General features: G+C 47.4%; 17 protein-coding genes. 1 reads left to right on the top strand and 16 read right to left on the bottom strand.

The features are described 5' to 3' along the window. Nucleotides 1-53: 53 nt before the first annotated feature. On the bottom strand, nucleotides 54-887 hold the full coding sequence (locus RWJ96_RS01860; RefSeq protein ID WP_314018628.1) for an RNA methyltransferase: 834 nt from the start codon (nucleotides 885-887) through the stop codon (nucleotides 54-56). A 77-nt stretch (nucleotides 888-964) separates the two neighbouring features. Continuing rightward, nucleotides 965-2,617, bottom strand: coding sequence for a hypothetical protein (locus tag RWJ96_RS01855; protein ID WP_314018625.1), 1,653 nt, complete (start codon nucleotides 2,615-2,617; stop codon nucleotides 965-967). Nucleotides 2,618-2,845: 228 nt separating this feature from the next. On the opposite strand from RWJ96_RS01855, the gene RWJ96_RS01850 reads away from it, so the two are divergent. After that, nucleotides 2,846-4,525 (top strand): L,D-transpeptidase, encoded by a 1,680-nt coding sequence (locus RWJ96_RS01850; protein ID WP_314018624.1) that lies wholly within the window; start codon nucleotides 2,846-2,848, stop codon nucleotides 4,523-4,525. A 64-nt stretch (nucleotides 4,526-4,589) separates the two neighbouring features. Here the strand turns inward: RWJ96_RS01850 and RWJ96_RS01845 are convergent, their stop codons facing one another. The 14 genes from RWJ96_RS01845 to recG all read right to left on the bottom strand — a co-directional run bounded on the left by RWJ96_RS01845 (nucleotide 4,590) and on the right by recG (nucleotide 18,713). Beyond that, a complete protein-coding gene (locus RWJ96_RS01845) occupies nucleotides 4,590-5,243 on the bottom strand; it encodes a hypothetical protein (protein WP_314018623.1) in 654 nt (217 codons plus the stop codon). A 63-nt stretch (nucleotides 5,244-5,306) separates the two neighbouring features. Beyond that, a complete protein-coding gene (locus RWJ96_RS01840; RefSeq protein WP_314018622.1) occupies nucleotides 5,307-5,687 on the bottom strand; it encodes a YbaN family protein in 381 nt (126 codons plus the stop codon). 108 nt (nucleotides 5,688-5,795) lie between these two features. Next, nucleotides 5,796-7,175: a signal recognition particle protein gene (gene ffh / locus RWJ96_RS01835; protein ID WP_314018621.1), complete on the bottom strand. Its 1,380-nt coding sequence runs from the start codon at nucleotides 7,173-7,175 to the stop codon at nucleotides 5,796-5,798. After that, nucleotides 7,175-8,080: a signal recognition particle-docking protein FtsY gene (gene ftsY / locus RWJ96_RS01830; RefSeq protein WP_035427731.1), complete on the bottom strand. Its 906-nt coding sequence runs from the start codon at nucleotides 8,078-8,080 to the stop codon at nucleotides 7,175-7,177. The genes ffh and ftsY overlap by 1 nt, the downstream gene beginning before the upstream one ends. Then, nucleotides 8,080-11,619 carry a chromosome segregation protein SMC gene (smc, locus tag RWJ96_RS01825; RefSeq protein ID WP_314018619.1) on the bottom strand — a complete coding sequence of 1,180 codons (3,540 nt, stop codon included), beginning with the start codon at nucleotides 11,617-11,619 and terminating at the stop codon, nucleotides 8,080-8,082. Before smc ends, ftsY begins: the two co-directional genes overlap by 1 nt. A 17-nt stretch (nucleotides 11,620-11,636) precedes the next feature. Next, entirely contained in the window at nucleotides 11,637-12,368 is a 732-nt protein-coding gene (gene rnc / locus RWJ96_RS01820) for a ribonuclease III (RefSeq protein WP_035427733.1), read from the bottom strand. 13 nt (nucleotides 12,369-12,381) lie between these two features. Beyond that, nucleotides 12,382-12,618 (bottom strand): phosphopantetheine-binding protein, encoded by a 237-nt coding sequence (locus tag RWJ96_RS01815; protein WP_035427734.1) that lies wholly within the window; start codon nucleotides 12,616-12,618, stop codon nucleotides 12,382-12,384. Between the two features lie 169 nt (nucleotides 12,619-12,787). Next, entirely contained in the window at nucleotides 12,788-13,771 is a 984-nt protein-coding gene (gene plsX / locus RWJ96_RS01810; protein WP_313993292.1) for a phosphate acyltransferase PlsX, read from the bottom strand. 76 nt (nucleotides 13,772-13,847) lie between these two features. Beyond that, entirely contained in the window at nucleotides 13,848-14,027 is a 180-nt protein-coding gene (rpmF, locus tag RWJ96_RS01805) for a 50S ribosomal protein L32 (protein ID WP_012808941.1), read from the bottom strand. 147 nt (nucleotides 14,028-14,174) lie between these two features. Beyond that, a complete protein-coding gene (locus tag RWJ96_RS01800; protein ID WP_314018618.1) occupies nucleotides 14,175-14,744 on the bottom strand; it encodes a DUF177 domain-containing protein in 570 nt (189 codons plus the stop codon). Nucleotides 14,745-14,749: 5 nt separating this feature from the next. Beyond that, nucleotides 14,750-15,247, bottom strand: coding sequence for a hypothetical protein (locus tag RWJ96_RS01795; protein ID WP_012808943.1), 498 nt, complete (start codon nucleotides 15,245-15,247; stop codon nucleotides 14,750-14,752). Nucleotides 15,248-15,373: 126 nt separating this feature from the next. Next, nucleotides 15,374-15,883 (bottom strand): pantetheine-phosphate adenylyltransferase, encoded by a 510-nt coding sequence (gene coaD / locus RWJ96_RS01790; protein WP_314018617.1) that lies wholly within the window; start codon nucleotides 15,881-15,883, stop codon nucleotides 15,374-15,376. An 8-nt stretch (nucleotides 15,884-15,891) separates the two neighbouring features. Further along, complete coding sequence (gene rsmD / locus RWJ96_RS01785; RefSeq protein ID WP_314018615.1) at nucleotides 15,892-16,470, bottom strand: 16S rRNA (guanine(966)-N(2))-methyltransferase RsmD; 579 nt, start codon at nucleotides 16,468-16,470, stop codon at nucleotides 15,892-15,894. Between the two features lie 50 nt (nucleotides 16,471-16,520). After that, nucleotides 16,521-18,713, bottom strand: coding sequence for an ATP-dependent DNA helicase RecG (gene recG, locus RWJ96_RS01780; RefSeq protein WP_314018614.1), 2,193 nt, complete (start codon nucleotides 18,711-18,713; stop codon nucleotides 16,521-16,523). Nucleotide 18,714: the final 1 nt, after the last annotated feature.

The raw sequence follows: 18,714 nt of genomic DNA, 5'->3' as shown, positions 1-18,714 counted from the left end.
TACAGTTGTAGGTGGCCGTTTTTTGTACCATATGCAAAGATGTTCCATCCAGGCTATCGAGCAAAGAGCTCCCAAAAAGCAACAGCAGATGATGCAGCAACATTGAGTGAATCTACCTGATGAGACATGGGGATGATGGTGGTAATGTCACAAGCCTTAATGGTTTTCTTATCAAGACCATAGCCTTCACTACCAAAGAATAGTGCAGCTTTTTTACCTTTTACCAGCTCTTTATTAAGAGGTACTGCAGAATCTGTGAGCGCAAGTGCACACGTAGTAAAAGAATGAGCTTTAAGCTTTTCAATAAGGTCCAGTGAAGTTATCTCTTCATCCAAACGAGTCCAAGGTACATTAAGAACCGTTCCCATAGAAACGCGTAGGACACGCCTTGAGAGGTTGTCGGCGCACTTAGCAGTTAAGATCACAGCATCTACATTGAGAGCCGCAGCTGACCTAAAGACAGCGCCAACGTTGTTGACGTCTACTAAATCTTCTAGAACGGCAATATGCTTTGACGTGCTTAGAATCTCTTCTAGCATTGCGCCTTGAGGTCTCCTCATAGCGCAGAGCACTCCTCTATTCATCTTGTAGCCAATAAGCTGTGTGAGCTGCTCATCTGGAAGAATGAAAATGGAAGTTTTGTCTGACAGAGGACGGAACTTCTCGACAATTTGCAAAATATTGTCTGTATGAGAAGTATTCGCAAGAAATGAGAGCGGTCTACAACCTGCAGCAAGCGCAGTCTCAATCACAAAATGTGACTCACAAATCATGACACCGCGGGACGGATCAAGACGATTACGAAGCTGGTTGTCAGTCAGTCGAGCATACACATCAAGACGATGGTCGTCAGATGAATCTACATGAATAACCGGATATGTTGCCATAAATAACGTACCTCTCGCCTCTTGATAGACAGTATTCTCTCACTCTTGAGGCAAGAGCAACGTCATATATTCATGAATTACTTCTGCAGCTGTTTTCTCTTAAGGAAGAAACTCAAAGAAATCAGTGAGATAGAAGAGCCCATAAGCGTCCCTTGTAATGCAACCTGAGAATAGTCTGCAGTATCAGGGAGCAAAGACTTCTTCTGAGTCTGCTGAGGCTTCTCAGGAGTGTGAGTCTCGGGCGTTTCCGGAGTAGTCTCAGGCTGCTTCACGTATACGTGAGTCCAATTTGCAGTAATGGCTGGCTGAGAAGTATCACTTGTTCCAATAACAAGATTGACCTTTAAATGCTGGTATGAATCAAAGTGATCTGGATCTGCAGATGTTGGAGTAAGCAGATATTCAATTCGATACTGACCAACAGGCAAGGTGTCATCTTGGTATGAAGAATAGACAACATCCTTGAAATGGTTTGAGAAATAAACAGCATTGCCATCGGCATCAACAACACGAGGTGTGCCATCTGGCAGATAGCTCAAATCAACAGTAAATTGGCCGTTTTCAAACAGTTGAATATCGTAAGTGTTACCACCAGGAGTTCTGCTGATAGCAATATCTCCATTATGAGTAGCAGCACTAACAGGGAAAAGCTGAGTAACATCTTGTGATTGAATCTCAGCCATAAGGCGAGCTGTCACGGCATCAATATCCAATACTCGCCTTGTACCTGCATCAACCGTGTGATCATAGTTGTAAGAAGAGATGGTAGCTGGCGCATTCTGAAGACCAGCGTCAATAGGCTTTAAAGTAGTTCCAGTATCTGAAACATATGCGGTGTGTGCAAGCGTGTAGTAATACGTAATATGCGTTACATACGTAGTTGGACGAGCAACATTACCATCACCATCATAACCAGCGGAAATCGTATAAGAGTCAACTTCTTTGTGGTCAAGAATGTCATTACCCACTACCTCTGGAGCCTGGAACAGACCTTGTTTTTCAGTCTTATTTCCGTTGCTATCAACAAACGTTGTGAGATTACGGTCAATGTCAGATATACCCACGTGCATGGTGTAGATGTAATAGAAGCCATGCTCTTGATCATACGAGAGCGTTTTTTCCAGCTTATACTGACCCATAGACAAACTAGTATCAATAACAGCAGTATTATCTTGACCAACCGACCCTTGTGCCAGCTGACCATGAGCAATGTATGAATTAATTCTGTCTCTGTGAGCCTGAATATCATTGTCTGAATCAAATTCAAACGCCGGAAGCAAAATTCTACGATCAGTCACACCGGCAAGCTCTGGATGAGTCTGAATGTATGCATCTACCGCTGCATCATCTGTTGTATAGCTCAAGGAATCATCTGGCGAGAAAAGCGACAAGTCAAACTGGTCTCTATCTAGGTAAACAAAATCACTTACCTTGCTAAAGTTTGGATGAGAATCAGGGTTAACTGCCTCATAAGGCTTAACTTGCTCAAGGTTATCAAACGAAGTTGAATCATTGCCCACAAGAGGCGCAAAATCAGAAGGTAGAAGTTCATACGATTTGACATCAGTATGCAGCAACAACTGATTAGCAGAATGGGAATTTGATTGAATAGTTGATGCAGTAGCTACAGCAATTTTAGGAAAAGCTGAAATGCATAAAAGAAGTACAGCAAGAGCAGTACAAACGCATCTAAATTTTTGCGTGATACTATTGACTCTAGTTGATGGCATACGCTATTGCTCCCCTTGCAATTGGCAAATAATTATTTCTAAATGTCGTATATATTACTCCAGTTTTGTTCTTCTCCTGTGGAAAATAATTCCTCGTAAGTTCCATAAAATATGTGGCGAATATGCACTACACTAAATAGATGTGTCTTTGACTCAACTGCAGAAAGCTTGTTGGTCAAAACACACTGATTGTTGCTGTGTAACTTCGTATTTTATAAGGAGTGCTCCTTGGCTAAGCACTTTGCAAAAAGCTCTGCTTCTCACACCGCTAACTTACAGCCTCTTTCCTCAGAAGAAGCTACAGAGAAGACACCTTCCCTTAAGGATTCAGTTCCAAGTCTTGGCGATACTGATATGTACGTTGCTCTTAATGAAGAGCAGGTAAAAGCCAATCAGCTCAATGATTCTTCACAAGCTACAGAGTCCCCAGAAGAGCAAGCAGCTGAATTAACTGTCATTGCTCCCCTTGATAGCGCTGAGCTTGGAGAAAAAGAAGAAGCTCCTGTTAACCACAAGAAACATCAGTGGTGGAAAATACCTGCCGTGCTCGTTGGTGTTCTCGCCCTTGTGTATGTGGGTGGAGCAATCTTCTTTAACTTCTTCTTTATGCCTCAAACCAGCATTTATGGTAAGGATTACTCCTTAAAACCAGCTTCAGATTTGCAGACTTCTAGAGCAAACGAGGCCTCAAACTATTCCGTACAAGTCTCTGGAAACGGCGTTGATTTAACCATCAAGGCCTCTGACATTGATTTGAAGTACGACGCAGCAGGATATGCTCGCGATGCTATTAGCCAGCAAAATCCTTGGATGTGGCCACTGGAGCTTACTCGTAGCAGGTCCTTGAGCCCACACGCTACCGCTTCGTACGATACAAGCAAGGCAGACGCACTTTTTAACCAAAGAATTGAGCAGGCAAAAGAATCTGCTCAAGCTCTTGAAAACAATGGAATTACCTACGATAGCTCGGCTAAAAAGTTTATTTTTGCTGATGATGCTATTGCCACAAGACTATCTCTTGAGGGTGTCCATAAAGACTTGCAAACCGCTTTTGATAATCTGACTACTACCGTACAGCTTGGCCCAGAAAGCCTTATGAGCGCAGAAGACCTTGATGCTGCCTTAAAGACTGCTAATTCCTACGTTACCTCTGCGGTTGATTTGATGTTGGGTGACTCTGTTGCATATCAGCTTGACCAAGACACCATTGCTAGCTGGATTAAGTTTGATGAGAATCTCTCTATTTCATTTGATACAGACGCTATTACCAAATGGGTCAACGAGACACTTGCACCTGCAGTAGATACTCGCGGAACTTCAAGAACGTATAAGCGCTGGGATGGAAAAGAATTCACTACAAAGGCTGCTGGTGCATACGGCTGGGTTATTGATAACGATGCTGCTGTAAAAGCTATCTCTGATGGTCTGTCTGCCGGTCAGGCAACAAAGATTGAACTGCCTACAAAACAGTCGGCTGATAAATTTACTAAACAGGGCGAGCAGGACTGGGGCGGTCGTTATATTGACGTTGACCTTACCACTCAGCATGCTGTCCTTTATGGTGATGATGGAACAATTCTTTGGGAAGCCGATGTAGTAACTGGTATCCCAGACGGACATCACAACACTCCAGAAGGAGTCTGGTATATTACCAGTCATATCAGAAACGCTCGTCTTCTTGGTCCAAATGACGAGAATGGCAAACCAGGTTGGGATGCACACGTTGACTTCTGGTTGGGTGTAAAAGGTCAGGAAGTTGGTTTTCACAACGCTCCATGGAGAAGTGCGTTTGGTGGAAACATCTACAGAACTGGCGGTAGTCATGGCTGCATCAACCTAAGCTATGAAAACGCTCAAAAACTCTTTGATATTGCCAAAGATGGAGATCCAATTATCATCCACTACTAGGTTTTTTTGAAAAAAGTTTATGCGCGCTTTAGAAAATAATTCTGAAGCGCGCATTTTTTATGTCTTACGGAAGATCTACAACACGCTCTTTGTTTGCCATAAAATCAAGATACTCTGAACCTAAGCGAGAAGTGATCAATGAACTGGCAGAAGGAAATTTGCTGAATGCTTTATCAAAACCATAGTCTCCTGTGCCGTAATTAAATGTCGCAAGTATATTATCAGACAGAAAGGTTCCTCCACCATCTGTATCGTATTCATAGTAGGAGACGGCAGGTAATTTGCGAGTGCTTATAGCTTGCAGAACGTAAGCAGTCCCATAAAGAATATATTGATCAAAATCTTGTGATGAGAGAGAAACTGAATATAAAGCGGCATCTTGCTCGATTGTTCCAATGATTTCTCCATTAACACTTACAACCCACGAAATGCCACCGTCTAATAATTCATTGTCTTTCTCTACAATTGATAAAATTGGACCAGATATATACACGTCGTTTAAATTGCAAGTATGGGTCCTATATTCCCCAGACTCAAACTTTTTATACGAGAAAATATTACCAACTGATTTCTCCCGTATAAATTCCGCAGCTTCATGTTTTAAAAAATCAAGATTTCGTTCTTTAACTGCTTCGGGTCTAAACCAACTACATATGAATACAACGGCAATGAGCATTACCCCAAGAGTAAACAAAACTACTTTTCTTTTACGCTGCATCTTCAGTCACCTCATCATTACCGAATAATAATGAAACTAACTAAAAGCTATTGTAACAATTGTTTACTCTTCACGCGTTTTAACTTTAAAACCAAAATAGTAAATGTGGCCTAACCAAACAACACTAAGAATAATACTGCCAACAATAATGCCTTTCATAAGCATGGCAATCAGACCTATAGCCATGACCAAAGTTACTGTGGCAAGAATGCGCACTTTAGTCTTAACAGTCATCCCTTTTCCAGCTTTAAAATCAGCAAGATTATTTTGATAAAACTTCGTGTTAATAAGCCAATTATTAAGTCGATCGGATGATTTTGCAAAGCAAAATGTTGCGAGCGCTAAAAATGGAACAGTGGGCAAAATAGGAAGCACTACGCCAATTACGGCAAGCGCCAAACTTACACATCCTAATACAACAAAGGTAATACGCTTAATTGACATAATTACTCCCCACTGCTTTTTGAGAAAGTTTACCATGTGTAACAAAAAGCAGTAGGGATAGTAATCAGACCAAAGTATTTCTTATATAAAAATATTTATCGGTAAAGCCTAGAAGCGGGGCATTTGACCTCCACCAAAGCCCATGTTCTTCATCATAGACTCCATAGCACGGCGACCCTTCTTTGTATTACCACCCTGAGTCATAGCCTTCATTTTGCCCATCATCTTATTCATCTCTCCCCACTGACGAATAAGCTGATTGACTTCCTGAACACTACGACCAGAACCCATGGAAATACGACGACGGCGCTGTCCGTTAATAATCTTAGGACGTGCACGCTCTTCCTTGGTCATGGAATGAATGATGGCTTCAATCTTTCCCATAGAGCTATCATCCACACCACCCTGCTGGGCCATCATGCGGTCACCACCAGGTAGAGCACTAATAAGCTTTGCAAGACCGCCCATCTTGCGGATTTGGTTCATCTGATTAAGCAGGTCATCCATAGTGAAGCCCTCGCGCAACATGCGCTCAGCATCTTCAACCTGCTTCTCGTCTGCTGCTTGCTGGGCCTTCTCGACAATAGAGATAACGTCGCCCATGCCAAGGATGCGCTTAGCCATACGATCTGGGTGGAAAACCTCAAGTGAATCGGGTTTCTCGCCCATAGAAACAAACTTGATAGGTTTGCCGGTAACCTCGCGTACGGAAAGTGCGCCACCGCCACGAGCATCGCCATCAAGCTTGGACATGATAACGCCGTCAAAGTCTACGCGCTCGGCGAAGGTGCTCACAACGTTGACAATATCCTGGCCGGTCATGGCGTCGACAACCATAAGAATCTGATCTGGCTTGACGGCGCGCTTGATGGCAACGGCCTCTTCCATCATTTCTTCGTCAATTTGAAGACGGCCAGCGGTATCGACAATTACCAGGTCGTTGAGGTGATCAACAGCCTCCTGGATTGCCTGAGACGCAATAGCCACAGCGTCTTTGCCATCGCCGCGATAGACTGCTACGCCAATCTCTGAACCAAGTGTTTCGAGCTGATCTGCTGCTGCAGGACGGTGAACGTCGCAGGCGGCAAGCAGAGGATTCTTTCCCTGAGACTTAAGCAGGTAGGCAAGTTTTGCAGCCGCGGTAGTCTTACCGGAGCCCTGAAGACCAACGAGCATGATGACGTTTGGAATGCGGTTCTGTGCCAGCGTAAGCTTGGACTCGGTTGAGCCAAGCAGCGCCGTGAGCTCATCCAGAACAATACGGACAACGTTTTGAGCTGGGGACAAAGACTCCAGGACGTCAGCGGTCATGCACTGCTCTTTGCAGCGGCCAACAAATTCTTTAACTACCTTGTAGTTAACGTCAGCCTCGAGAAGAGCCATGCGAATTTCTCGCATTGCTGAATTGATATCGTCCTCAGTGAGACGGCCCTTTCCGCGCAGAGCGGAAAATGTATTTTGCAGTCTATCTTGCAGGCTGTTAAACATTACTGAACTCCCTCACCAACAAGTGCTTCACAGAATGAACGAGCATCAAACGTCTGAAGATCATCAATTGACTCGCCCACACCAATACGATAAATAGGCAGGTTAAGCTGGTTAGAAATTGCCAGAGCAATTCCTCCCTTTGCAGTGCCATCAAGCTTTGTAACAATAAGACCATCCAAAGACAGTGCATCATTGAACTCTTTTGCCTGGTTAAGGCCATTTTGACCGGTAGTTGCATCAATAACCAAGACAACGCTAACAGGAATATCTCCTGCGCGCTTTCTGGTAACCGAGACAACCTTAGCAAGCTCGCGCATCAGATCAGATGAGGTATGAAGGCGTCCAGCAGTATCAATAAGAACCAGCTCAGTGCCTTGTTTTTCTGCAGTCTCGACAACCTCAAAACAAACGCTTGCAGGATCAGCGCCGCGCTCTCTGGTTACTACCTCAATACCAGAGCGCTCTCCCCATACCTGCAGCTGCTCAATTGCAGCAGCACGGAAAGTATCAGCGCCACCAATCAAGGTCTTAACGCCGCTGGCATGTGCGCGACCAGCAATCTTTCCAACAGTGGTGGTTTTACCAGCGCCATTAATGCCTACAAACAAGACAATGGAAGGCGTATCTGTAAAGGGGTCTCTTTCTGCAACAGGAAACTCTGCTGTAAGGCGCTCTACAAGGGCGCGGCGAAGCTGATCGGAGCGCATAAGGTTTTCTCGCGCAGCACGTTCACGTAGGTCATCGGTGACACGCATAGCCACCTCAGCGCCCATGTCTCCCATAACCAGTGTGTCCTCGAGGTCATCCCAAAAGTCTTCGGTGACCTCTCCGCCCATATAAAAGATTTCGCTTAAGGTCTCACGGGAACGCTCAAGACCGCGGCGAAGATTATCCATAAAGCCCATTAGATATCAACTACCTTTCCGGTTGTCTTATCAAGCCTCTGAGAGACAACGTGGCTGACTCCATCTGCCTGCATAGATACACCATACAGTACGTCTGCCTGCTCCATAGTGCGCCTCTGGTGAGAAATGACAATCAACTGTGTTGTCTCTTTGAGCTGCTCAATGGCATCAAGCAGCTTGGAGAGGTTGGCGTCGTCGAGCGCAGCCTCAACCTCATCAAAGACGTAGAACGGAACAGTACGCGTCCTGTACACAGCAAAGAGCAATGCCAGGGCGGTGAGGCTCTTCTCGCCACCTGACATGAGCATCATCTTGGTAATGCGCTTACCGCGCGGCTGAGCCACAATCTCAATGCCTGTCTCGGAGAGATGGTCTGGATCGGTGAGCTCAATATGAGCATGACCACCAGGGAACAGCATCGAGAAAATCTCGGAGAAGTTCTGGTTGACGCGGTCAAAGACAACAAGGAAGCGACTGCGCATCTTGCGGTCAATGGCCGAGATGATTTTCTTCAGCGAGGTTCGAGCAGCCTCTAAGTCAGCTACCTGCTCATTAATGTAATCGGCACGCTCTTTGAGTCGCTCATACTCATCCATGGCAACAGCGTTGACAGGACCCAACGCCTCAAGCTGACTCTTGAGCGACGCAGCAAGGCGCTCTGCCTGCTCTCTGTCTTCTGGCTCAGGAAGCGTCAAAGCCTCGTCCAGTGAAGCGCCTGTGGCAAGAATGGCCTCGATAGCGTTTTGAACCTGGACCTCAAGCTTACCAATCTCAACGCTAATCTGGTTAGCAGCGTCTTTCTCTTTTTCTACTGCAAGCGCAGCTTCAGAAGCAGCATCTTTTGCCTCAGAGATGGTCTCTCGAAGCGTCTCAGAGTCTGCCTCTGCAAGCGACGCACGATCCTTGAGCCTAGAAGCCCACTCAAGCGCCTTCTGGTGCAGAGCATCGTAGCGCTTGTACAGCGGGTCAACGCGCAGCCTAATCACCTCAAGCGCGTGCGTTGCCTGCTTAGCTGCAGCAAGCTGCTCATCCAGCTGAGACAGACGCCTCTCAAGCTCTGCCTGGCGAGAAGCCATACTAGTTGCGCGCTCTTTTGCAACAGTCAGGTCCGTCTTTGCATCCGAAAGCTCTCGGTTGGCCCTACCCTGAGCGCGAATGGCATCCTCATGCTGGTCCTGCAGCTCTTTGAGCTCCGAGGCTAGCGACTCCATGCGAGCCTTTGCCTCTTCTGCGGCACGCCTGTGCTCATCAATGTGCGCACGAGCCTCCTGAGCGCGCTCTTTTGCCTGCTCTCGAGAAGTGCTAACCTGCTTCAGCTCAGCCTGAGAAGAAGCAACTTGTCCCTCAAGACGGCCTCTTTCTGCAGCAATAGAGGTAAGCTCACCATTGAGTCGAGCAACCTCGCCCTTGGACTGCGCGCTTTTCTCGCGAACTGAAGCCAGCTCATTCTCGCAGTTGGTAACTGCGGAGCGAGCAGCCTCCAGATGGCGTTTGAGGGAAGGAAGCGCACCCTCAAGCTCACGGATACGACGCTTACGCTCAAGAGAGCCGTCCTCAGCCTGAGATGCGTGTCCCAGGAGCAAACGACCATCTGGATAGAGCAACGTGCCGTCAGGGAGCGCATAAAGCCCACGAGGCTCAACGTTGCGAGCAGCGTAGGCATCATCAAGACTCTGAGCAACAAAAACGTGACCAAAAAGCGCCTGCACAAGAGCTTCGGCACCCTTCTGAGCAGATACGTGCTCAAGCAAAGACGTTGTATGTGCAGGCGCAGCAAGAGCTGGAGTTGTGTCAGAAAGAGCAACCAACGTAGCCTTGCCGTCCTCAGAAAGCGTCTGAACGCGCTCAAAGAGCGTCTGAATGTTTTGCTGCTTGTCTACAACAAGCGCGGAAAGATCTTCTCCCAAAAGCTGCTCAACAAGAGCCTCAAACTCTGGCTGGACCTCAAGGTAATCAGCAAGTCTGCCAGAAACAAGAGAAGCAATTGCTGCATCCGCAACAAGCTTTTCTGCCAGAGGACTTCCCTTTTGGACTTCCACATCAAGCGCACGAAGTGCCTCAAGCGTAGCTTCACTGCTTGAGAGCTCCTGGCGAGCAGTACGCTCTGCCTCGCGAGCCGCCTCAAGTGCAGAAGCGCGCTCAGAAATCTCAGCGACAAACGCCTCGGACTCCTGACGAGCTTTCTCAAGAGCCGCAGTGAGCTCTGCTTCTTTAGCGCCACTATCTTCTAGAGCAGCACGAGCAATCTCAAGCGCTTCCGTAATCTGAGTCAACCTAGACTCAAACATCTGGTCTTCTACCTGCGCATGAGCAATCTGCTCTTCAAGCTTTACATACGCAAGCGTTTCTTTATCAGCGGTATTACGCGCACTTCGCTCAGATGCAGTACAGTCAGAAATCTTTACATCAAGAGCACGTCGCTCGGCAATTGCCTGGTTAGCCGCCTCTTGGAGCGCGTTCACACTCTCTGTCAGATCAGCAACCTTTGCACGAATTGTTGCCAGCTGACCAGAAAGCTCTTCGTTCTCTTTTGCGGCGTCTGCCTTCTGTTTATCCATCACAGAAAGCTGCATACGCGTATCAGAAAGGCGAGAAACCATGTTCTTGCCCTTCTCCTCCAAAAGGCGCATGTCAGATCCCATACGACCAAGAATCTCTTGCATGCGACGGCGCTGCTCGCCTAAGTCTCCAACAAAGAGACCCTTTTGCTCAAGAAGTGACTGGAGCTTTTCAAGCTCACGGTTTTTCTCGCCCGCACGATATTGAGCAAGCTCAATAGCAGCCTCTGCCTCTTTAGCGCGTGCCTCCAACTTTCCATGCGTAAACTGAAGCTGACGAAGGTCATCAACCGCTAGCTGAACCGTCAAATCTTTGAGCTGAGCGGACAGATCTTTAGCGCGAGAAGCCTTGTCTACCTGCCTTTCAAGCGGTTTAAGCTGGCGGGTAATCTCGCGAGAAACCACTTTGGCTCGCGTGAGATTTTCATCCATGGAAGAGATCTTGCGCTCCGCACGCTCTTTGCGGCGGCGATGCTTAGAGATATCTGCTGCCTCTTCAATGAGCTCACGACGCTGCTCAGGACGGCTAGACAAGATAGAATCAAGCTTGCCCTGGGAAATGATGGAATGGGTATCTTTACCCAGACCGGAGTCATGCAAGATGTCCTGGATATCCATGAGTCTTGAAGGAGCACCGTTAATCAGGTACTCGGACTCTCCAGAGCGATACATGCGTCTGGTGATACCAATTTCAGAGAAATCAATAGGAATAGTGTGGTCGGAGTTATCTAGAACCAGCGTTACCTCAGCAACACCCACCGCTCCCCTTGCTGATGAGCCAGAGAAGATGACGTCTTCCATGGCCTGGCCACGGAGCATCTTTGCGCTCTGCTCGCCCAATACCCAGAGAATTGCGTCAGAGACATTGGACTTACCCGAGCCGTTAGGACCAACGACAACGGTAAGACCGGGGTCAAAAACCATCTGAGTTTTATCAGCGAATGACTTAAAACCCTTAAGTGTCAGCGATTTTAGATACACGGGTACAGGGTACCTTTCTACCTTAGGTGCATTTCTGCATCAGCATCAAGCGGAGCGTCATCCACACCAAGACGTACCAGTGCGTCTTGAGCGGCTTCTGACTCTGCGGCTTTCTTTGATGGTCCCTGTCCACGACCCACCTTAAGGCCGTCGACAAATACCACAGCGGTAAACGTTGGTGTGTGAGCAGGTCCACTCTCGCCAATAAGCTTATATTCAGGGGTAGCCTTGCCTTTAGCCTGTACCGCTTCTTGCAAACGAGATTTAGGGCTTACCGAACGAACTGCCAGCGCTGGAGAAATGTGAGGTCCAAGCGTACGAATAACAAAATCGTGCGTTGGATCAAAACCCGCATCAAGGTAGAGCGCGCCAACAATGGACTCGTAGACGTTCTCCAGAGCAGACTTCATGCCACGCTTTCCCGTGCCCTTCTCGGAAATTCCCATAACAATTAAGGGAGAAATTCCTAGAGCGTCAGAGACAATGGAGAGCGTGTGGCCGGATACCAGAGAGATTTTCAGCCTAGTAAGCTGGCCTTCATCCATATCTGGATAACGCTCAAACAGCTCCGTTGCAATAATGGCACCAAGAATTGAGTCACCCAGAAACTCCAGGCGCTCATACGAAGCAGAAACAGGCTTGCCCTCCACCGCCGAAGGGTGTGTGAGGGCAGCCTCGATAAGTTCTTTATTGGTAAATGTGTGACCGCAAATAGCTTCTGCAGCAGCTACTCGTTCGTGCAATTTCACGTATAAAACCTACTTAAGCAGCAAGAATAGCATCTACTGCGTCACCAACGGTAGCAATCTCATCGATGTTTTCTGCATCAAAGGTCATATCAAACTCTTGCTCAAGGTCTGTGACAAGCTGCAAAAGATCAAATGAGTCTGCACCAAGATCTTTAAATGAGGTACCCTCTGTGAGCTCAACGGAATCGTCAAGGTCCAGTGTCTCTCTAACAACGTCAATTACCTTTTCAAGTGTTTCTGTGCGATCCATACATCCTCCTTGCACACAACAATGACGCTAGTAATTTTACCCCGTAATGGGCGTCTGTATGATGACATTACTAGAGCTGAAACAAACAATCTTTAAAAAAGTAAAGCCCACAGAATTGTCCATGGGCTCCACCATAACTTATAAAAATTTTTATGTACAGGCGCTTTTACTACAGCTGAATTGACGAAGAAATTTTCTCGATAAGGTTGGCACGTACTGCATTTGCTGCAGAAAGTGTTCCTGCGCACACAGCAGAAGAACTGGTAGCACCATGTCCTTTAAGTACAGGTGCAGAAACACCTAGCAAGAAGGCGCCGCCAACAGAATCTCCTGAAAGTTCCGCTGCTGTAGCCTTCAGAGCATCCTTCAAAAGAAGTGCACCAAACGCGGCCTTCTTGGAGGAATTAATTGCGTCTTTAAGGCTAGACATAATAAACTTGCCTGTGCTCTCAATGGATTTTAAGGCCACATTTCCTGTAAAGCCGTCTGTCACAATAACATCAAAGCGGCTTCCTAAAATATCAGTTCCCTCAGCATTTCCACCAAAATTGATAGCCGCTTCTGCAAGAGCTGCGTGATATGAAAGAGCAAGCTCAGAACCTTTGGTCTCTTCAGAACCATTGCAGAGAAGTCCTATGGTTGGGTTTTCAATTCCAAGCGATGCATTGGCAAAAGCCTTGCCCATTTGCGCAAATTGCACCAAAACTTCTGGACGCACATCAGCGTTAGCACCAGTATCCAAAAAGACTGTTTTATGGCCACCAAGTCCAGGAAGAATCAGGGTAAGCGCAGGGCGCTTTACGCCTTTAATGCGACCAATACCAAAGGTAGCTGCAGTAAGCACTGCTCCTGTGGAGCCTGCCGAGAAAAGACCGTCAGCCTCTCCTGCCTTGACTGCCTGGGCAGCCCTTACAATACTTGCGTCTTTCTTCTGCCTAACCGCATTAGCAGGATGCTCACTCATTGCAATAACTTCAGTGGTTACCAAAGCCTTTGCGCGCTCATGCTTGCTTGCAAAAGGAGTAACAAACTCATCAGCTCCGGCGAGAAGAACCTCTAGCTCTTTGTCCTTCTCAAGAGCCATACGAACTCCCTCAAGAACAACCTCAGGGCTTTGGTCAGATCCCATAACATCTACACAAATAACGGGCATGATAACTCCTTAGTGCTATAAAAAAGAAGGCTGGCCCCTAAAGAACCAGCCTTCTTGGCCATACGATGTATGAGTGTTACTCAGTAACAACAACCTCACGGTCCTTGTAGAAGCCACAATTAGGGCATACGTGGTGAGGAAGCTTTGGAGCGCCGCACTGTGGGCATACAGAGCGAGCTGCTGCGTTAAGCTTGCTGTTTGCCGAACGACGGGTGTGGGTTGCGCCGCGGCCCTTCTTTTGTTTAGGTACTGCCATCTTAAACCTCTTTTGCTCTTGCTAGCGCCCCTAAAACATATGAGGGCGCGACCCATTCACATAATGCGTTGGATACTATACCACGTACTGACACATTTTGTACGTAGATACAGCATTTCTTCACCATTTAGGAGAAGAAATTTTATTTTACTCTCCCGAATCCGGCTCAATCACAAGATTTTTGAGAGCCGCAAACGGGTTTGAAGCAAGCTTTTCTTCTTCTCGCTTCTGCTCAATCTGAGCTGCATGACCGCAATCCTCTTCATTCAGATTGCAACCGCATACTGGGCAAAGTCCCTTGCAGTCGGACTTGCACAGTACAACATAAGGCGTCTCCATAACAAGCGAAGGCAAAAGAGCCTCTGCAAGATCGATGGTTTTATCGGCATTTACTAAAACGTAATCTGCCTCATCTTCATCATCTGCAGAAATTACAGGCTCTTCAAAGAGATAATACTCATCTACCTCTGCGTTTAAAGAGAGATGTGCGTCCTCAAGACAACGGTCACACGTACCAACTGCGTCAGCACGAAGCATTCCGGTAACCAAAATGCCCTCACCCGCGTTGGTAAGCACTAGATCAAAATCAATTCCCATAGGAAGAGAAAATTCATGCTCCCCTAGCTCATACGAGTCTTCATTCAGATGACCCGCATAAGAAACAGTATCGCCTGCATTTGCAAGACGATCATCTAGTGCATAAAGAACTGGTTGCATTGGAATTACCAGGCAACGTTATTGCTGGTGTTACGAGGACCAGAGTTCTCATCAAGTGTCTGACGAACACGAGAGACTGAGTTTGTCAGGCTCTTGAGGTTCTCCTCAAGGTGAGCAAGAACGGTATCTGCGTACTCTTCAGCGTTGTAGCGAGTATCACGCTCATACTGCTCTGCCTGGTCACGAATGCCATCTGCCTGCTGCTGAGCAAGGCGGACAACCTCCTGGTCACCAGCAAGAATCATAGCCTGCTGCTGTGCGTCAGCAATGATGGATTCTGCCTGAGCACGTGCGCGCTCAAGGGTCTCATCCTCTTCCTTGATGATGCGACGAGCGGTTGCAAACTCTTCTGGGAAGACGCGACGAATCTCATCAAGCAGCTCGTAGAAGTCCTGGGCATCAATAATCTTCTTGTTACCGCCATCCATAAAAGGTGACTTAGCCTCAGTTACCATCTGCTCAATCTCAGATACAAGGCTCTCAATTTCCTCGCCTGGCTGCATCCAGGGCTCCTTTCAATCCAATACACAAGCCGTGTTATATGCAGTTTTAGCCCTTATGAGCACGACGCATAAAACACCTTTTTAAGAATGTTAGCAGAATATAATGAAAATGCAGGGCAAATATACTTAATTACCGCAATTATGCAGAGCTTCAAGCTTTTTAATGACGTTCTTTGGTACCAAAAATGATACATCTGCGCCCATAGCTGAAATTTCTCTCACAATTGAGGAAGAAATATAGCCGTACTCTGGACTGGACATAACAAAGACGCTCTCCAGCTCAGGAGCCATATGAGCGTTAAGATCTGCCTGTTGCAGCTCATACTCAAAGTCTGTCATAGCTCTTAGGCCCTTAACAACGCCACCTGCACCGCGAGCATTGCAGAAATCAACGAGAAGACCTTCCATAGGCTCTACAGAAACGTGCACAAGTCCTTCATCTACCAGAGCGTCTTTGAGCATCTGTACACGCTCTTCAAGAGAAAACGTAGTTCCCGTGCCGTGTTTGCGCTTTGAAGCCGCTACAGCTACCGTAACATTTTCAAAAAGACGAGAAGCTCGTTTGATTACATCAAGGTGTCCGTTTGTGACGGGATCAAAAGTACCTGGTACAACTACGTGAGTGATGCTGTTCAACGTATCTCCTATCCCTCACAACGAACAAGTAAATCAACTTGAGCAATACCATAACGCTTACTCTTAGAAAGCTCAAAATTATCAAGAGAAACTGAATCAGATTTATGGCTATGCTCATAGACTACTACAGCATCTTTTGTCAGACTTCCCGCCTGAGTCAAGTCTTTGAGCAGCTTGGATACTACTTCTGCCTCAACGGCATAAGGAGGGTCCAAAAATACCACGTCAAAAGGACCCCCAAACAGCTGGGATGACTCAGCTAAGCGAGCTGTATCACCACAGATAACACTCATCTCAGAGGTGTTTACGCCAAGAGATTTAGCCGTACGCTTAATGCGATCGCACGTCTTTCTATCTTTATCAACAAAAGCAGCGTATAGCGCTCCTCTAGAAAGAAGCTCAAAACCCATAGCACCTGAACCTGCAAAAGCGTCGAGCACTCTAGACTCACTAAGGTCAAGACCGCGAGAAGCCAAGATGGAACTTGCTATGGCCTCGCGTGTACGATCAGTGGTTGGTCGCGTAGTCCCCTTGCCATCAGGGGCCTCAATTGCACGACCTTTCCATTTTCCGCCAACAATCCTCATGGGTTTCTCGCCACCAAATCTATCTTGTACTGCAGTTTACCTGCAGGTTATTACTTATAGCCAAGCTCTTCAAAGTAGATGCCAAAGCGATCTTTTGCCTCAATTCCCAGCGTTGCATAGGCGTCGCTGGTAAGATTTGGGTCTTGAGCAGTAATTGCCAGGGCATCTATATGGGCCGCCTCAATCAGGTCCGCATCCGCGTAAAGATCAGAAATCTTGAGCGTGGTGCCGCCCGACTGACGGTATCCCAAGGTTTCTCCCTCGTGCCTAAGCTCAAGGTCAAGCTCTGCCAAGCGCGCACCGTCGGAGGTTTGCTCAAGGGCGGCTAAGCGTTTTCTTGCGGTAGAGCCTCGCTTGGCGTTACTGGCAAGATAGACGGTTCCTGGGAAGTCTCCTCGACCAACACGGCCTCTGAGCTGGTGAAGTGTAGCCAAACCAAAACGATCTGCATTAAAGACAATCATGACCGTAGCGTTAGGAACGTCAACGCCAACCTCAATGACGGTAGTAGAGACCAGAATCTGCGTCTTATTTGCGCGGAACTTTTCCATTACCTGATCTTTTTGTGTCTCAGGCAGTCTGCCGGTCAAAAGATCACAGGTGAAGTCTTTGAAGACGGTCTTTGAGAGCTCCTCATATACGCGAGTTGCACTGTAAAGCTTACCGTTTGTACGAGCGGCCTCAGGAACATCTTCAAGCTCTTCTTCAGAATCGCTTGGGTCAATTAAAGGACAGACCAAATACGCCTGATGACCAGCCTGAACAGCTTCGGCGACAGCGGCATATGCTTGGTCAAGGTTTTCTGGCACACACAACTTGGTGGTAACGCCAGCTCCTGCTTTTGGTCTTTTGGTAATGCGAGACGTATCAACATCTCCGTACAAAGAAAGTGCCAGCGTACGCGGAATAGGCGTTGCACTCATGGCGAGAAGATCTACGCCTTGTCCTTTTTTGCGCAACGCTGTTCTTTGATCAACGCCAAAACGATGCTGCTCGTCAACAACAGCAATGGTGAGCTGCTTAAATACTACACGGTCAGAAAGAAGCGCCGTAGTGCCAAAGACAACGGACAAAGAACCGTCAGCTAGGCAAAGCTCAATCTGTTGCCTCTCCTCTTCTGAAGTAGAACCAGTAATAAGCGCCCACGTAATTCCCGCAAGCGAAAGCAAAGGCCCAATCTTTTGAGCGTACTGCTGAGCAAGAACCGAGGTAGGAGCCATCACGGCAGCCTGAGTTGAAGAATCTGCGGCTGCAGCCAAGGCAACGGCAGCAACGGCTGTTTTACCAGTACCAACATCACCCAAAAGCAAGCGATTCATAATGCGTGGTGCAGTCATGTCAGAAAGAATCTCTTGAGCAGCATGGTTCTGCTCGTCAGTCAGAGCAAAGGGCAAAGCCTCAATCAGAGCCTTAACTTTAGGTCCATCTATAACGTGTTCAAAAGGCCTATGACCCGCAAGCTCCAAGTTTCTTCTCGCCAAAAGAGCAAGCTGCAAACTTAAGAGTTCATCAAAAGCAAGACGGCGACGGGCCTGTTCAGCTGCGTCCAAACTGGATGGAAAATGAACCTCACGAAGCGCCGATGAGAGCGACATGAGGTGGTGTTTGGTGACAAGCTCTGAAGGCAGCCAATCACACACGCTTCCCGTGTCCGCCAAAGCCGCCGACATAATGCGACGCATCCATGCAGGACTCACGCCCTCGGTAGCTGGGTGAACAGGAAGAATTGCAGCTTTTGAAGGTGTCTCTTTGGAGCGTGCTTCATCACTTGAATCAGACTTTGCGGTGCTGAGTACCTCGTAAAACGGTGACTTCATCTGGCGGTAACCGTAGGCAAAGAGAACCTTACCGCTTAGCGCCACTTCATCGTCAACGTGGATTTGCTCAGCTATCCAAGGCTGCCTAAAAAACGAAGCCGTGAGCACGCCCGTATCATCCACAACCTCAATCTCTACAATGACCATTTTAGGACGTGGACGCTTAGTCTTTACCGAAGCAACGCGACCCGTAATGGTAGCGTCCTCACCTATCTGCGCAAAAGCAATCTGCACGCGGTGAGAAAAATCGAGGTAGCGGTGAGGAACATTGAGCAAAAGGTCTCGTACACGCAGAATGCCGAGACGCTCAAGCGCCTCGGCACGATTTGCATTGACATACCTTAACCTGGTCACACTATCAACAAGTGAGCAGGTATGTGCTACTCGCTCTGATGCGGGAGCGATGCTTACCTTGGACTCAGACATG

This window comes from Lancefieldella parvula (assembly GCF_963547875.1).
Taxonomy (GTDB): Bacteria; Actinomycetota; Coriobacteriia; order Coriobacteriales; family Atopobiaceae; genus Lancefieldella; species Lancefieldella parvula_D.
The sequence above is the reverse complement of the archived record's forward strand: the minus strand, read 5'-3'. Positions and strand labels throughout refer to the sequence as shown.

Excerpts from the sequence above, each read along its gene's own strand:
- RWJ96_RS01860 (WP_314018628.1), bottom strand. The coding sequence starts at position 887 with ATGGCAACATATCCGGTTATTCATGTAGATTCATCTGACGACCATCGT.
- RWJ96_RS01855 (WP_314018625.1), bottom strand. The coding sequence starts at position 2,617 with ATGCCATCAACTAGAGTCAATAGTATCACGCAAAAATTTAGATGCGTT.
- RWJ96_RS01845 (WP_314018623.1), bottom strand. The coding sequence starts at position 5,243 with ATGCAGCGTAAAAGAAAAGTAGTTTTGTTTACTCTTGGGGTAATGCTC.
- RWJ96_RS01840 (WP_314018622.1), bottom strand. The coding sequence starts at position 5,687 with ATGTCAATTAAGCGTATTACCTTTGTTGTATTAGGATGTGTAAGTTTG.
- ffh (WP_314018621.1), bottom strand. The coding sequence starts at position 7,175 with ATGTTTAACAGCCTGCAAGATAGACTGCAAAATACATTTTCCGCTCTG.
- ftsY (WP_035427731.1), bottom strand. The coding sequence starts at position 8,080 with ATGGGCTTTATGGATAATCTTCGCCGCGGTCTTGAGCGTTCCCGTGAG.
- RWJ96_RS01815 (WP_035427734.1), bottom strand. The coding sequence starts at position 12,618 with ATGGATCGCACAGAAACACTTGAAAAGGTAATTGACGTTGTTAGAGAG.
- plsX (WP_313993292.1), bottom strand. The coding sequence starts at position 13,771 with ATGCCCGTTATTTGTGTAGATGTTATGGGATCTGACCAAAGCCCTGAG.
- rpmF (WP_012808941.1), bottom strand. The coding sequence starts at position 14,027 with ATGGCAGTACCTAAACAAAAGAAGGGCCGCGGCGCAACCCACACCCGT.
- RWJ96_RS01800 (WP_314018618.1), bottom strand. The coding sequence starts at position 14,744 with ATGCAACCAGTTCTTTATGCACTAGATGATCGTCTTGCAAATGCAGGC.
- RWJ96_RS01795 (WP_012808943.1), bottom strand. The coding sequence starts at position 15,247 with ATGCAGCCAGGCGAGGAAATTGAGAGCCTTGTATCTGAGATTGAGCAG.
- rsmD (WP_314018615.1), bottom strand. The coding sequence starts at position 16,470 with ATGAGGATTGTTGGCGGAAAATGGAAAGGTCGTGCAATTGAGGCCCCT.
- recG (WP_314018614.1), bottom strand. The coding sequence starts at position 18,713 with ATGTCTGAGTCCAAGGTAAGCATCGCTCCCGCATCAGAGCGAGTAGCA.